This is a genomic window from Luteibacter sp. UNCMF366Tsu5.1 (assembly GCF_900119235.1).
GTDB lineage: Bacteria > Pseudomonadota > Gammaproteobacteria > Xanthomonadales > Rhodanobacteraceae > Luteibacter > Luteibacter flocculans.
Genome location: NZ_FPIS01000003.1, coordinates 282,398 through 296,706, shown reverse-complemented (window position 1 = coordinate 296,706; position 14,309 = coordinate 282,398). Strand labels below are relative to the sequence as shown.

Here is a 14,309-nt window from a genome sequence, read left to right as displayed (position 1 = left end):
CGGGTCGGGGAAACCCCGATCATCGCATCCTCGGCGGAGGGTCTGCAGGCTTTGCGCGGCGTTACATGCCGTCGTAGTGACGGCGCATCGTGTCCAGGTACGCGTCCAGGTTGCGGCCGGGCAGATCGGCGAAGGTTTCGCCGGCGTCACGGCAGTCGGCGATACGGTCGGGGCGAAAATTACGGAAGGCGTGGCGATGGCGACACCAGGTGCCAAGCGTCCAAGCGCCGCCCCAGAAGGAAAGACACAACGGCTCTACCTCGCGCGTGGTGCTGCGCCCTTCCGCATCGCGGTAGTCGAGGCACAGCACGCGGCGCGCCAGTACGGCCTCGTGCAGCCGGTCGAGCATCATCGCGACGTGGTTCTGGAACGGATCGCGCCAGATCGGCGCGAAGATCCGCGACTGCGCCGACTTCTCGCGCAGATCGGGGGGCAACACCGCCTCGATCTTGATCAGCGCCGCCTGCGCCTCGCGCGCCAGCCGCTCGCCGGCAAACGCGCGGACGAAGCGCGTGCCGGCGACCAGAGCTTCGAGTTCGTCGGCGGAAAACATCAGCGGCGGGATGTCCGAGCCCTTGCGCAGGAGATAGCCCACGCCGGCCTCGCCTTCGATGGGCACGCCGGAAAGCTGGAGATCGGCGATGTCTCGGTAAACGGTACGCAGCGACACCTCGAGCGTGCCGGCGAGCTGTCGCGCGGGCAGCGCCGTTCGCCGCCCGCGCAGAGCGTTGATGATGAGGAAGAGACGGTCGGCGCGGCGCATCGATGCATCATCGCTTTCCGCGCGGTGCGCGGGAAGCGATGAAGGTCACGGACACGCATGTCGGCCGACTCAGGCGGCCGCCAGGGTCTGCGCCCGAGCGAGCGCCGCGTCCTGCACCACGGCACGAACGATGGCAGGGCGCACCATCAGTCGTGCCACGTAGGCCTCGAAGGCATCCCGACGCGGCACCACCCCGAACTTCATGGTCCAGTCCAGCGCGCTGGCCCAGAGAATGTCGGCGGCGGTGAATCGCTCGCCCAGCAGCCAGGGACCGGGCGACAGCTGCGCTTCGAGGGTGTCCATCACCGTGTCGAAGTCGCCATAGGGGCAGGTCGAGGCCGGCGCCGGCTCGTGCTTCATGCGTCGATCCATCACCGCCGGTTCGAAACATGACCCGTAGAACGCGAGCCAGCGCAGGTAGGGACCACGCAGCGGATCGTCTAGTCCAGGTGCCAGGCCGGCGGACGGATACAGGTCGGCGAGATAGGTAAAGATGGCCGGCCGCTCGGTCACCAGCCCACCAAGATGTTCGATCGCGGGGACCTTCCCCAGCGGGTTGATCTTCAGGTACGCCGGCCGGCGCTGCTCGCCCTGGGTCAGGTCCATCACGTGCATGTCGTACTGCGCGCCCAGTTCTTCCAGCAGCATCAGAGCGGCGCCGGAACGGCTATTGGGTGCGTGGTGGAAGGTGATCCGATTCGGGTTCATGCGGTGGTCCTTCTGAAGGTGGAGATCAAGCCGGTGGGTGTTCCCGTCGTCGCCGCGCCAGCCTTGCGGCCATCCCCGCTGCGCGCCCTGCGACCGCCGCTGCGCGGCGTTACGTCGGGTGCGAAGCGGTATTGGCCGTCCATGAGCAGGCCGCGCCGACCCAGCGGCGCATAGAGATCGGCGAGCCGGTCCAGAAAACGATTCATGGCATTGCCCTCCCCATGCGCTGCGGTGAAAAGAAGTCTGCGCCGGGGCTACTGACAACGTGCTGTCAGCAGTCCCTCTGGCGCCGTTCACGCATCACCCGGACAATGCGTGCTTTCGCGCCAGGGCCCGTAGCGATGACGAAACCGATTTCCCTGATCCAGTTCCTGATCGAAGAGAAGCGCGCGGGGCACATCAATGCCCAGCTCAGCCTCCTGATCGAGGTGGTGGCCCGCGCCTGCAAGCGCATCTCCGTCGCCACCGGTAAGGGCGCACTCGGCGGGGTCCTCGGCAATGCCGGCTCGGACAACGTGCAGGGCGAAGCGCAGAAGAAACTGGACGTCATCTCCAACGAGATCCTGCTGGAAGCCAACGCCTGGGGCGGCCACCTCGCAGCCTGTGCCTCCGAGGAAATGGAAGACCCGCAGCCGATTCCCGATGCCTACCCGAAGGGCAACCACCTGCTGCTGTTCGATCCGCTCGACGGCTCCTCGAACATCGACGTGAACGTGTCGGTAGGCACCATCTTCTCGGTGCTGCGTTGCCCCGACGGCGTCACCGAGCCAAAGGTCACCGACTTCCTCCAGCCCGGCACCGAGCAGGTCGCCGCGGGCTACGTCGTCTACGGACCGAGCACCCTGCTCGTGCTGACCTTTGGCCACGGCGTGCACGAGTTCACGCTGGACCGCGAGCACGGCAGCTTCGTCCTTACCCGCCGCAACATCGTCATCCCTGCGGACACCGGCGAGTTCGCCATCAACATGTCCAACCAGCGCCATTGGGAAGCACCGATGCAGCGCTACATCGGCGAGCTGCTCGCGGGCACCGACGGTCCGCGCGGGCGCGACTTCAACATGCGCTGGGTGGCATCGATGGTCGCCGACGTGCATCGCATCATCACGCGCGGCGGCATCTTCATCTATCCGCTGGACGCGAAGATCACCGCCAAGGGCGCGACCGGCAAGCTGCGCCTCATGTACGAGGCCAACCCCATGGCCTTCATCGTGGAACAGGCCGGCGGTGCGGCCACCACGGGCCGCGAACGGATCATGACGCTCCAACCCACAGCGCTGCACCAGCGCGTGCCGGTATTCCTTGGCTCGAAGAACGAGGTCGAGATCGTCACGCGCTACCACCGCGAAGCCGACGAGACCCGCTACTGACGTCATCGGGCGGTTCGCCGCCCGGTTTCCGCCACCTGCCGGTCACGCCAGCGCCGCGGCCGTGCCCGATGATCCGCCTGCCTCCACCCGGTCCCCCTCCATGCTTCCTCGCCGCGTCCGTCCCTGGCTACCTTCGCTCTGTGCGCTCCTGCTCGCCGGTTGTTTTGGCAGCAAGCCGGACGTCCGACCGGATACCGCCCTGCCCGTTCTCGCCGCCAAGCCGCGTATTGGGCTGGCGCTGGGCGGGGGCGCGGCCAAGGGCTTCGCGCATATCGGCGTCATCAAGATGCTGGAAGCCAGCGGTATCCATCCGGACGTCGTCTCCGGCACCAGCGCGGGCAGCGTCGTCGGCGCGCTGTATGCGAGCGGCATGGACGCGTTCCGCTTGCAGGAACAGGCGTTCGCACTGGACGAGAGCAGCATCCGCGACGTGCGCTTCTTCTCCGGTGGGCTGGTCGAAGGTCGCCGCTTGCAGGACTACGTCAACGAACTCGTCCGGCAGACGCCGATCGAGAAGATGCACATTCCGTTCGCCGCCGTCGCCACCGAACTGGAAACCGGCGAGCGCGCCGTCTTCGTCCGCGGGAACACGGGCCAGGCCGTACGCGCGTCGAGCAGCATCCCGGGCGTGTTCGAGCCGGTGGAGATCAGCGGCAAGCATTTCGTCGACGGCGGCGTCGTGAGCCCCGTACCCGTGGACGCCGCGCGCCAGCTCGGCGCCGATATCGTCATTGCCGTGGACATCTCCGCACGCCCCGACGGCAGCAACCCGGCCAGCATGGTCGGCATCGTCGGCCAGTCGATCACGATCATGGGCCGCAAGCTTGCCGAGCAGGAACTGGCGCGAGCGGACGTGGTGATCCGACCGAAGGTCGGGCAGATCGGCCCCACCGATTTCGATCAGAAGAACGTGGCGATTCTCGAAGGCGAACGCGCCGCGCTGGCAGCGATCCCTGCGATCAAGGCGAAGATCGCCGCGAAAACGGCAGCGATGGGCGCCCCGCCCGTCGCCGCGCACTGATCAGCTGGCGTCCACCAGCGCCAGCGCAGCCTGCTTGCCCAGCGTCAGGATCTCGTCCGAGAGCGTCCGGTCGGCCACGGCGCGCGATAGCGAGAGCGAGCCCACCAGCGACGCGAAGAGCGTCATCGCCAAGCTGCGACGACGCTTGCCCCGCACGTCGACAGGCAGGGTAGAGGCGATCAGTTCGACCATGCTCTCGTAGCCATCGGTAAAGACCTGCCGCGTTTCGGCCGGTCGGCGCGCCACTTCCGCGGCGAGCGCGGCGGCCACACAGCCAGCCTCGGGGTGATCGCGATGTTCGGGCGACAGATAGGCGTTGATCAGCGCGCGATGGCCTTCGCTGCGCGAGGCGGCCACCCTGGCCGCCAGGCGCTCCCTTGCGGCGGAAGCCGCCGTAAGCACGCTCTCGCGGACGAGATCTTCCTTGGAGCCGAAGTGGTTGTAGAACCCGCCCTGGGTGAGGCCGACCTCGCCCATGAGGCTGACCACGCCGACGGCGTCGATACCGTCGGCACGGAAACGTTGCGAGGCCGCCTCCACGATCTTCTGGCGGGTCTGTTCCTTATGGCCTTTTTCGTAGCGCATGCTGCTCGCTCCGCAGGGAACTGCGAGGCCCTGCCCGGAGCGATTGTAGCCAATCCTTGCAGATTGAAATGTCGAGCGTCATGGCGTCATAACTGACGCCGTTTCGCCACGTCCTCCGCGGTGACCGCGCCCTGTTTGCCACCGAAGTGGCCAATCACGTAGTTCGCCAGCGCGGCGACCTCGGGATCGCTGTACGCATGGCCGAAGGCCGGCATGTACACGTCGGTGTCGCCGATGCGCATCTTCACGCCTTGCAGAATCGCCTGGGTGACGTTCGCCCCGGAGGGGTCGTTGACGCCGCGCGTGCCGGCCAGCCCGGCGTACGGCGTCTGTTGGCCCGCGCCATTCCACTGGTGGCAACTGGCACACGCACCTTCGAACAGGCGCAGGCCATCGGCATCGCGCGTGGCATCGTCGCCGCCGGGCGCCATGGCGTTCGAGGCCAGCATCGCCTTAGGCGACGGATCGACGGTGATCGGATCCTTGCCTTCGCGCGCTGGCACCGTGCGCAGCCAGGTCACCAGGGCCGCCGTGTCCTCGGGCTTCAGGAACTGCAGGCTGTGCGCTACCGCTTCGCCCATGGGACCGGACGCCGAGGCATGACCGTCCGCGTGGCCGGTACGCAGGTACTGGATCAGCGCCTCGTCAGTCCACTTGCCGATGCCGTGATTCGGGTCGGATGTGATGTTGTAGGCGCGCCAGCCTTGCAGTTCCGCACCCGCCAGGGATTCGCCGTGCTTCAGGCCGAACCCGAGGTTACGCGGCGTATGGCATTCCGCGCAGTGGCCGAGCGGCCCGGCGATGTACGCACCGACATTCCACTCGGGCGACCGCGAAGCGTCCGCTTGGAAACGCTGGCTGCGAAAGAAGGCCGCATTCCAGAAACCCATGGCCCAGCGCTGGTTGAACGGGAAACCGAGCTGGTTCGGCGTTTCGGGCTGACGCACCTTGGGCAGGCTGAAGAGATAGGCCTTGATCGCGAGGACGTCGGCGCGGCTCAGCTGGGTGTAGGCGGTATACGGGAACGCGGGATAAAGGTGCTGGCCGTCCTTCCGCACGCCTTCGCGCACGGCGCGCACGAAGTCGTCGTCGGTCCAGCGACCGATGCCGGTCTCGTCGTCGGCCGTGATGTTCGACGAATAGATCGTGCCGAACGGCAGCTTGAAGGCGACGCCGCCGGCAAACGGTTTGCCCGTCTCGGGCACCGTATGACAGGCGATGCAATCCGCCGCGCGGGTGAGGTATTCACCGCGTGCCACCGGATCGGCGTTGGCCGGTGCGCCGGCAAGCACGGGGGCGCTACCGTCCGCGTGGTCGGTGCGATTGAGGAAGAAGTACGCCGCCACGCCCACCGCGAGCAGCACGACAACGATGATGAGAAAGCGCTTCATGCCACGTCCTCCTTGTGCTCGCCCGTGGATGCGACGCGCTTCAATGCATCCGGCGACGCCGCAAGCTGCGTGCGCGAGATCGGCAGCTCACGCAGACGCACGCCGGTAGCCGCAAAGATGGCGTTAGCGAGCGCAGGTGCCGCGATGGCCGTGCCGACTTCACCGATACCGCCGGGCGCTTCGTCGTTCTCGACCGAGTACACCTCGATCTCGGGCACCTCGTTGATACGCAGGTTCCGGTAGTCGTGGAAGTTGCTCTGCTCGATGACGCCGTTCTTCAGGGTGATGCCGCTGTACATCGCTGCACTCAGACCGAACAGCAGCCCGCCCTGCATCTGTGCCTGCACCGAACTGGGATTGACGGTGATGCCGTTATCCACGGCGACCACGGCCTTGCGCAGGCGCACCGTGCCTTGCGGCGTGACTTCCGCTTCCACGATCGCGCAGACATGGCTGCCGAACGGCGAACCGACGGCGATGCCGCGACCCACGCGTGCCGGCAACGGCTGGCTGCCCCAACCGATTTTCTCCGCTGCGAGATCGAGCACGCCAAGCGCACGCGAACCGGGCTTCATCAGCGAGCGGCGATAGGCGAGCGGATCCTTGCCGGCAACGTGGGCCAGCTCGTCGATAAAGCTTTCGACGATGAACAGGTTGTGCGTGGGGCCGACGCCACGCCACCAGCCCACGACGAGACCGGGCGGCATTTCGTGGCGGACCCACTCCACGAGCACGTTGTCCATGTCGTAGGGCAGATCGGCGGCGGACTCGATCGCGTCACTGTCCATGCCGTCCTTGCCCATGGCACCGGGCATCCAGCGGCCGAGGACCGTGCCGCTGGTGATGCGGTGCTTCCACGACGTGGGCTTGCCGTCGGCCCCGAGCGTGGCCGAGATGCGATCGAAATAGAGCGGGCGCACGCGATCGTGGCGAATGTCTTCTTCGCGGCTCCAGATCACCTTCAACGGATAGGTCACCTGCTTGGCGAAGGCGACGGCCTGTTCGACCTGGTCGGTTTCCAGCCGGCGACCGAAGCCGCCGCCGAGATACTGGTTGTTGACCGTCACCGCCTCCGCCGGAATGCCGCAGATGCGTGCGGCTTCCTTCACCACGCGGGTCGGCACCTGGGTGCCGGTCCAGATCTCGCAGTGGCCCGCTGTGACGTGCACCGTGGCGTTCAACGGTTCCATCGTCGCGTGGGCGAGCATGGGCGAGACGAACGAAGCTTCCACGAGCTTGCCGCCTGCCGCCGCTTCGCCCTTGGGCTTGCGGCCGACGATCGCAGGGCCCTTCTCCGAGCTTTCCCGCAGGCCGGCCACGAGGGTCTCCGTGTCCAGGTGCGCGTTGACGCCCGGCGTCCACTCGATGACGAGCGATTCGAGGCCGCGCTGCGCCGCCCAGTAGTGCTCACCCACCACCGCGACCGCGTCGCCCAGCTTCAAGACGTCGATCACACCTGGAATGGCGCGTGCCTGCGTCTCGTCCACACGACCGAGCGTGCCGGCGAGTTCGGGGCTGGTCTTCACCGCCGCGATCTTCATGCCGGGCACCTTCACGTCGATGCCGAACTGCGTACCGCCGTTGACCTTGTCCGCGGAATCGACGCGACGCAGCGGCTTGCCGATGAGCGTGAAGTCCTTGCGCTGTTTCAAGGTCACGTTGGCCGGCTGGGGCAACTTGCCTGCCGCATCCGCCACGGCACCGAAGCCCAGGGTACGGCCCGAGGGCACGTGCGTGATGACGCCACGCGCCACGGAGCAACTGGCGGGATCGACATGCCATTGCGCCGCGGCAGCCGCCACGAGCATCTCGCGCGCGACCGCACCTGCTTCGCGCAGCACCTGCCATTGGCCGCGCGTGCTGGTGGAACCGCCCGTGATCTGGCCGCCACCCAACAGCGGAAGGCCATAGAGCGCGTCGTTCGGCGGGGAGTGTTCCACCTTGACCTGATCGAGCCCGACTCCGAGTTCTTCTGCCAGCATCATCGCGATGCCGGTGTAGATCGCCTGGCCCATCTCGGCCGAAGGCATCACGAGGCGAACGCTGCCGTCCGCTCCGACGCGAACGAAGGCGTTGGGGGCAAACGGTGGATTTCCGTCCGCCGCCGCTGCGGCCGCATCGTCGGGCTGGCGCCGCGCGCTCATCTGCGCGAGAGCCGGACCAGCGCCTGCGCTCCAAAGAAACGCGACGGCAAGACCGCCGCCCGCCAGCCGCAGGGCCTGGCGACGGCCGGCGTCGATGCTTTCATCCATCGGGTGGCGGGCGCTCATGTCGTGCTCCCGTCGACAACGACCTGCAGGCCATGGACCTCGCCCGTGGCGGCCTGCTTGATGGCTTCGCGAATGCGCACGTACGTGCCGCAACGACAGATGTTGCCGGCCATGGCGGCGTCGATGTCGTGATCGGAAGGATTCGGGGTGCGTGCCAGCAGCGCGGTCGCCGACATGATCTGCCCGGATTGGCAGTAGCCGCACTGCACGACGTCCAGCGCCAACCAGGCCTGTTGCACCTTGGCGCCTTCCGCCGTGCTGCCGATGCCTTCGATGGTCGTGATGGCGCGATCGCCTACCGCCGAAACCGGCAACTGGCAGGAGCGCACCGGCTGACCGTCCAGGTGCACGGTGCATGCGCCGCACTGGGCGATGCCGCAGCCGAACTTCGTACCGGTGAGGCCCACCACGTCGCGGAGAACCCACAACAAGGGCATGTCCGGTGGCACATCGGCTTGGCGGTCTTCGCCGTTGACGCGCAACGTGACCATGGCGAACTCCTTCTTGGCTGCGCGGAACCGGATGGCCCGCTGGCTGCCGTGAAGCTTACGATGAATTCGTCGGAGGACGGTTTACGGAAATTCGTGCTTTTGGATAAAACCACCGCCGCATGGTCATAAGGCGTCCATCATCCCATCCACGGATTCACTCAGCGCAGGGGATGCGCCTGCACACCCTCGTTGGTGATCTTCACCGGGAGAATTCGACCGTCCTTGTCGAAGACCATCCGATCGATGGCGGTCTGGCGGTCGTTCGCCTTCGTGTCGCCCAGCGGGCGGCGGTGATAGACGATGTACCAGGTATCGTCCTTGGCGACGTGGAAAACCGAATGGTGACCGGCGCCCGTCGCGATCTTCGGATCCTGCTGGAGCACCTTGCCGATGCGCTTGAACGGGCCTGTCGGCGAATCGCCGATCGCATAGGCCACCGAGTAGTTCGGGCCACCCCAACCGCCTTCCGACCACATGAAGTAGTACTTGCCGTTGCGCTTGAACATCAGCGGCCCTTCGACATATTCCGGCGCGGGCGTGATTTCCTTGAACACGGTGCCGTCGGCGAGTGGCTCCAAGCCGGTGAAGTCGGGCTTGAGCTTGACGATGTTCGCGTGCTTCCAGCCGCCGTAGATCATGTAGTACGTGCCGTCGTCGTCGCGGAACACGAACTGATCGATGGGCTGGGCGCCGTTATGGAATGCGCCGATAAGCGGCTTGCCGAGCAGGTCGCGGAACGGGCCGTCGGGTTTGTCTGCCACGGCCACGCCGATCCCGCCCAGCTCGTGATCGTTCTGGATGTCGTTGGCGGCGAAGAAGAAGTAGTACTTGCCGTCCTTCTCGATCACGGCCGGAGCCCAGAGCGCTTTCTTTGCCCAAGGTATGTCCTTGATGTCGAGCACATCTGCGTGCTTCGTCCAGTGCACGAGATCGGGCGACGAGAACGCATCGAATTGGCGCTGAGCGGCATATTCGAGCGAGGTGGTGGGATAGATCCAGTACGTATCGTTGAAGATCGCGGCTTCCGGGTCGGCATACCAGCCGGGGAACACCGGATTGCCCGAGTAGCCCGGCGGCGGTGCGGCGGCGGCTCCCATCGACGTCAGCGCCACCAGCAACGTGGCAGCCAGTACCTTGCGAAAGCCCATCGCGCACCCCTCGTGGTATTCGAACGTCCGATCCTAGCGGGTTCGGACGTCCGGATGCCAATCGCGTGGTGACGACTCAGAACCGATAGCTTGCGGTACCGACGATGCTGCGGCGTGGTCCATAGAAACAATCGCCACGCGCGAGGCAGCTCGCTGCGTACACCTGATCGGTGAGGTTCGCCGCATTCACCGAGAAACGCCATGGACCGCTCGTATACGCCACCATTGCGTCGAACAGAGTCTTTTCCGGCACATGCAGGCGACCGGTTTCGTCGGTGTTCTTGCCGATGTAGCGCGCACCGAGGCCGAAGCTGAAACCGTCGCTGTCCGCATCGTTGACGTGATACACGCCCCATACCGAGCCCTGGTTCTTCGGCAATCCAGCCACGATGCTCCCATCGTCAGGACGCGCCTGGGTCCAGGTGTACGTACCGATCAGATCCACGTGCGAAGCGATGCGTGTGGATGCTTCCAACTCCACGCCGTGCGTCTTCGCCCTGCCCGACTGGATCTGGTTCAAAGGATTTGCGGGATCGGGTGCCAGGCGATTTTCCTCGCGCAGGTCGTAGTACGTGGCCGTGATCAGCGTGGGCGATCCCACCGGCTGATACTTCACACCGGCTTCGTATTGCTTGCCTCGCAGCGGCTCGTAGGGGCGGTTGTAGAAGTCCAGGCTATCCAGCGGTTGGAACGATTCGGTATAGCTGACGTAGGGCACCAGACCGTTGTCGAAGCGATACATCACGCCGAAGCGCGAGGTGGTCGCGTTGTCCACGGAGCGCGTGTCGCCCGTGGTCAGCGTGGCGCGGTCGTGACGCAGGCCGAGCGTCGCGATCCAGTGCTCGCCCCAGTGAATCTGATCCTGGAGATAGACGCCGGTCTGACGACTGCGGCTCGAAGCCACCGGAAAAACGTCGGGCGCGACAAAGCCGTTGCCATAGACCGGCGCATAGAGATCGAACGGTATGGCGTCATAACCGTTCCCCTGCCGGCTGTCGGTGTGCGAGTAACCCACATCGAGGCCGATCAGCACGCGGTGCTGCATGCCGGCAACGTCGACATCGGCTTCGGCGTGCGTATCGGTGACGAAACGCTTGTGCCGGTTGATCGAGACGTAGCTGTAACGCGCGACGGTCCGCTGCTCGGGATCGAGGAACGGGTAGGAAGGGTCCGAATAGACGTTCGGATACAGCGTGCGGTAATCGACGTTGTCATGCGAGTAGCGCATGTTCTGGACGAATTTCCACGTATCGTTGAAACGATGCTCGAACAGCGAGGTCACCGCACGCTGGTTCGTGTCGTACCGATCGAAGTCGGGCTCGCTCACGAAGCGCCGCGTATCGATGCGGCCGTTGGGGTTCGACAGCAGCGTGCCCGCATGCGGCAGGAAGTTCAGGGACGTGCCGTTGTGATCGAACTGCAGGTTCGCCAACAACGTCCAGCGCGTGTCGCTGTCCGGCATCCAGGTGATCGACGGTGCGATGGCCTTGCGGTCGTCCGGCACATGATCGATCTGCGAGTTCGCGTCGCGATACACGCCGATCAGCCGGTAGGCCCAATGCCCTGCCTTATCGAGCGGGCCCGTGAAATCGAAAGCGACCTGCTTGCGCGCGTTGTTGCCCCATTGCGCTTCTACCTCGTGCGCTGCGGTGAACTGCGGCAGTTTCGACGACAGCGCGATCAATCCGCCCGTGGTTCCCTGGCCATACAGCACCGACGACGGACCACGAACGATTTCGAGGCGGTCAAGGAAATACGGCTCGGTGCGCGCATACGAGTTCCCGAAGTACTGGCGCAAGCCATCGAGGTACTGCGTGAACGAGGTGCCGCGGAGAAACGCGTCGTCGCCGCGGCTGTCCACGCCGTACGCATCGGCGCGCACGCCGGCCGAATAGCGCAATGCGTCCTGCACCGTGAGCACGCCCTGGTCGCGCATCTGCGCGCTGGAAACCACGGAGATCGCCTGCGGCGTCTCGATGATCGGCGTGTCGGTCTTGGTCGCGGCCGAACCTTCGGTGCTCACATAGCCGGTGACCGGTGTGGTGCCGGTCACGGACACCGGCGCGAGTTGCACGGCCTTGTCGTTCGATGGCGTGCTGTCCTGGGCGGATGCCGCCAGCGGAAGGAATGCGCCCGCGATCATCAAGGGCAGCGACTTCTTCAGCAAAATCATGTGGTTCCCCAGCGGAGGGGCGTGAAAGCAGGCCACGCCCGTCAAATCAATGCGAATGACTCTCATTCATATTGACGGAATCCGCTGGTTGTCGCAAGAACGCGCTGCCGTTTTCAGGCCGCAATCAGCAGATCCTCGAAGAACGCGCCGATAGGCTGGTCGGGATGCGCGATCTGGATTTCCAGGATCCAGAGACCGGGCACAGGCACCGCATCGAACTTCCCGAGCGTGCCCGCCTTGTGCACGGCGTGCGGGTAGTCGCCGACACGATGGCCCTTCGTTTCGTGGTTCAGGCGCCAGCCCATGGCCCGGGCCTCCGCATCCGCGAAGGCATAGAGATCTGTACCCATGACGCCGTCGCGCCAATGCGCCGCCGTGCGTTCGAACAATTCGCGAGCGGCGTTCGCGCACGCATGCATGGTGGGGTCGTCGCCCACCACAAAGGTGTCGCCGACATCGCCTTCGTGGCCGTCGAACACCGGGCCCAGGTCGATGAAGAAGAGGTCCGCCTCGCGGAGGACGGTCCCGGGTTCGGAACGCTGGCGGAAGGTCTTCAATGTATTGGCGCCGAAACGGACGATGCTGGGATGCCAGATACGTTGCATGCCCGCAGCCTTGAGGCGTTGCTTAGCCAGGTCGAGCGCCGCCGGTTCGTCCATCCCCACCTCGATACGCGATGCGATGTCGCGCAGCGCGGCCCACGACCGCTCGCGGGCGGCGAGCATACGTTCCGGGGAATAAGCAGCGCCGACGTGTTCAGCGGTAGCGACGGGCATCGATCAGGGTCCTGCGTAGTGGCAGGACATTATGTGCCTGCCAATACGCAGCGTCGATGTCGATCATCGCCTGCGCAGCTTGCATGCCGCTTTCCAGCACGGTTTTCACACACGCAATGACGGAGCCGATAAGCATAGGCCACACCCTCTGCCCATCTGTCCGCTATTTTTTGATTTTAGTTTCGACGTAAGAGACAAGGCCGTCGACCGTCTTCCATTCTGGGAAATCCTCCTCATCTTGGATGATGTCGAATGCCTCCTCGATGGCCATATTGATCTCTACTATATCGAGCTCATCGAGCCCCAAAGTATCTGGTGTGCTTTCCGCCTTGATATCTCCTTCACTCAGATCCCCTTGAGTCCTCACTATTTCGTATATTTTGGTGCGAACATCCATGTCGTCTTCCCTCCATTGTCGTCTCGACCGAGCACACCCTTGAGCACTGGTTGCGACGTACAAAGAATGCCTCAGCCACAGCGTTGAGAACCGCCATCTAATGGGATTTTCGCTGTGTTGTATCGGCATGTTGTGGCGCCACGCGCTGTTAACTAACGCGATGGCGGAGCCGAGCCGCAGAAATCAGCGCAGGTCGAGCAAGGCCCCGATGTCGCGCAATGCCTTGAACCGCCGCACGAGATTCAACGGCTTGCGCTTGAGCGTGCCGAAGTCGCCGCGATGAAACGCGTCCACCGCGTCGAGCACGCGTTCACTCGAACGCCCATCGCGATACGGATGAATGTCGTCGCCGTGAGCGCGGATTGCCGCCATCAGTTCGGGGGGATGAGACAGCGCGCGGTCGATGGCAGCGTCCACGTCTGCAGGTGATGCCACGTCGAGCATGAAAGGCTGCGGCACGCGATTGGCGACCGTGACCACCGGTTTGCCCATCACTGCGAACTCATGCACCACGGAGGACGTATCACAGACCAGCACGTCCGCCGCACGCTCCATCTCGATCAGGTGTTCGGAGGTAAGAAAGCACGCATTCGGTCCTTCGAGTCCGCGGTAGGCGGCGAACAGGTCGTCGGAGCACTTGGGATGGAGTGTGAGCAGCCATTGCCGATCGCCGCGCGCGATCATCGAGCGCAGCGGCTCCACCATGGCCGGCGCGCTGCTCAGTCGATGGCTGAACGTGGAGGCGTACATGACGACGGGCCGCCCATCGCGCGGCAGGTCGATCGTCGATGCCGCCGATGGCGCGAACAGCGGATCCAGTTTGGGCCAACCCGTCTCGCGCACGGCGAAGTAGCCATGCTCGCGCGCCAGCGCCTCGAAGGGCAGCGTCGTGGACGGCCCCTGCGTTACGTAAAGGTCGAAGAAACCGCGAATGGCGAAGTGACCCCGATCCGGCTCCCGCTTCTGCGCATTGAAGCCGTGGAACACCTGCACCTTGGTACCCGGAAGCGCCGGAGAGACCCAGTTGGCGGCGCAGTACACGGCGTCCGGTCGCATGGCTCGCGCCTCGCGCAGGCTGCGTACGCGACGCTCGTCGGGCGTGAGCTGCGCGGCCATCGCTGCCGGCACGACCCAGGCCACGTCGATGCCCCGCGCGCGCGCCGCTGCGGCCAGCGGACGCAGGATAGGCAACGCATACGACTCGGTGGCAAACATCAGG

15 protein-coding genes are annotated in these 14,309 nt (G+C 65.2%); 2 read left to right on the top strand and 13 right to left on the bottom strand.

Annotation, left to right across the window (positions count from 1 at the left end; translation table 11 throughout):
- Positions 1–61: 61 nt before the first annotated feature.
- The 3 genes from BT115_RS15085 to BT115_RS15075 form a co-directional block, all read right to left on the bottom strand.
- Complete coding sequence (locus tag BT115_RS15085) at positions 62–763, bottom strand: helix-turn-helix transcriptional regulator (protein ID WP_072323444.1); 702 nt, start codon at positions 761–763, stop codon at positions 62–64.
- Between the two features lie 69 nt (positions 764–832).
- The gene (locus tag BT115_RS15080; protein WP_072323443.1) at positions 833–1,471 is read right to left on the bottom strand and encodes a glutathione S-transferase family protein; all 639 of its coding nucleotides are present in this window, start codon (positions 1,469–1,471) and stop codon (positions 833–835) included.
- Positions 1,468–1,677, bottom strand: coding sequence for a hypothetical protein (locus BT115_RS15075; RefSeq protein WP_072323442.1), 210 nt, complete (start codon positions 1,675–1,677; stop codon positions 1,468–1,470). Before BT115_RS15075 ends, BT115_RS15080 begins: the two co-directional genes overlap by 4 nt.
- 135 nt (positions 1,678–1,812) lie before the next feature.
- Between BT115_RS15075 and BT115_RS15070 the strand changes: the two genes are divergently transcribed.
- Together BT115_RS15070 and BT115_RS15065 are read left to right on the top strand one after the other, a co-directional pair.
- Positions 1,813–2,838 carry a class 1 fructose-bisphosphatase gene (locus BT115_RS15070; protein ID WP_177257428.1) on the top strand — a complete coding sequence of 342 codons (1,026 nt, stop codon included), beginning with the start codon at positions 1,813–1,815 and terminating at the stop codon, positions 2,836–2,838.
- Between the two features lie 100 nt (positions 2,839–2,938).
- The gene (locus BT115_RS15065) at positions 2,939–3,859 is read left to right on the top strand and encodes a patatin-like phospholipase family protein (RefSeq protein ID WP_072323440.1); all 921 of its coding nucleotides are present in this window, start codon (positions 2,939–2,941) and stop codon (positions 3,857–3,859) included.
- Here BT115_RS15065 and BT115_RS15060 read toward each other — a convergent pair whose 3' ends face one another.
- The 10 genes from BT115_RS15060 to BT115_RS15020 form a co-directional block, all read right to left on the bottom strand.
- Complete coding sequence (locus BT115_RS15060; protein ID WP_072323439.1) at positions 3,860–4,444, bottom strand: TetR/AcrR family transcriptional regulator; 585 nt, start codon at positions 4,442–4,444, stop codon at positions 3,860–3,862.
- An 86-nt stretch (positions 4,445–4,530) separates the two neighbouring features.
- Positions 4,531–5,835 (bottom strand): c-type cytochrome, encoded by a 1,305-nt coding sequence (locus BT115_RS15055; RefSeq protein ID WP_072323438.1) that lies wholly within the window; start codon positions 5,833–5,835, stop codon positions 4,531–4,533.
- A complete protein-coding gene (locus BT115_RS15050; RefSeq protein WP_218184766.1) occupies positions 5,832–8,105 on the bottom strand; it encodes a xanthine dehydrogenase family protein molybdopterin-binding subunit in 2,274 nt (757 codons plus the stop codon). The genes BT115_RS15055 and BT115_RS15050 overlap by 4 nt, the downstream gene beginning before the upstream one ends.
- Positions 8,102–8,596, bottom strand: coding sequence for a (2Fe-2S)-binding protein (locus BT115_RS15045; RefSeq protein WP_072323436.1), 495 nt, complete (start codon positions 8,594–8,596; stop codon positions 8,102–8,104). Before BT115_RS15045 ends, BT115_RS15050 begins: the two co-directional genes overlap by 4 nt.
- Before the next feature lie 158 nt (positions 8,597–8,754).
- Positions 8,755–9,744, bottom strand: coding sequence for a glycoside hydrolase family 43 protein (locus tag BT115_RS15040; RefSeq protein ID WP_083527505.1), 990 nt, complete (start codon positions 9,742–9,744; stop codon positions 8,755–8,757).
- 76 nt (positions 9,745–9,820) lie between these two features.
- A complete protein-coding gene (locus BT115_RS15035) occupies positions 9,821–11,917 on the bottom strand; it encodes a TonB-dependent siderophore receptor (protein ID WP_072323435.1) in 2,097 nt (698 codons plus the stop codon).
- Positions 11,918–12,030: 113 nt separating this feature from the next.
- Positions 12,031–12,693 carry a M24 family metallopeptidase gene (locus BT115_RS15030; protein WP_072323434.1) on the bottom strand — a complete coding sequence of 221 codons (663 nt, stop codon included), beginning with the start codon at positions 12,691–12,693 and terminating at the stop codon, positions 12,031–12,033.
- Positions 12,674–12,829 carry a hypothetical protein gene (locus BT115_RS18680; RefSeq protein ID WP_177257427.1) on the bottom strand — a complete coding sequence of 52 codons (156 nt, stop codon included), beginning with the start codon at positions 12,827–12,829 and terminating at the stop codon, positions 12,674–12,676. The genes BT115_RS15030 and BT115_RS18680 overlap by 20 nt, the downstream gene beginning before the upstream one ends.
- 27 nt (positions 12,830–12,856) lie before the next feature.
- Positions 12,857–13,090: an acyl carrier protein gene (locus BT115_RS18675; protein ID WP_072323433.1), complete on the bottom strand. Its 234-nt coding sequence runs from the start codon at positions 13,088–13,090 to the stop codon at positions 12,857–12,859.
- A gap of 183 nt (positions 13,091–13,273) precedes the next feature.
- Positions 13,274–14,305: a CDP-glycerol glycerophosphotransferase family protein gene (locus tag BT115_RS15020; RefSeq protein WP_177257435.1), complete on the bottom strand. Its 1,032-nt coding sequence runs from the start codon at positions 14,303–14,305 to the stop codon at positions 13,274–13,276.
- Positions 14,306–14,309: the final 4 nt, after the last annotated feature.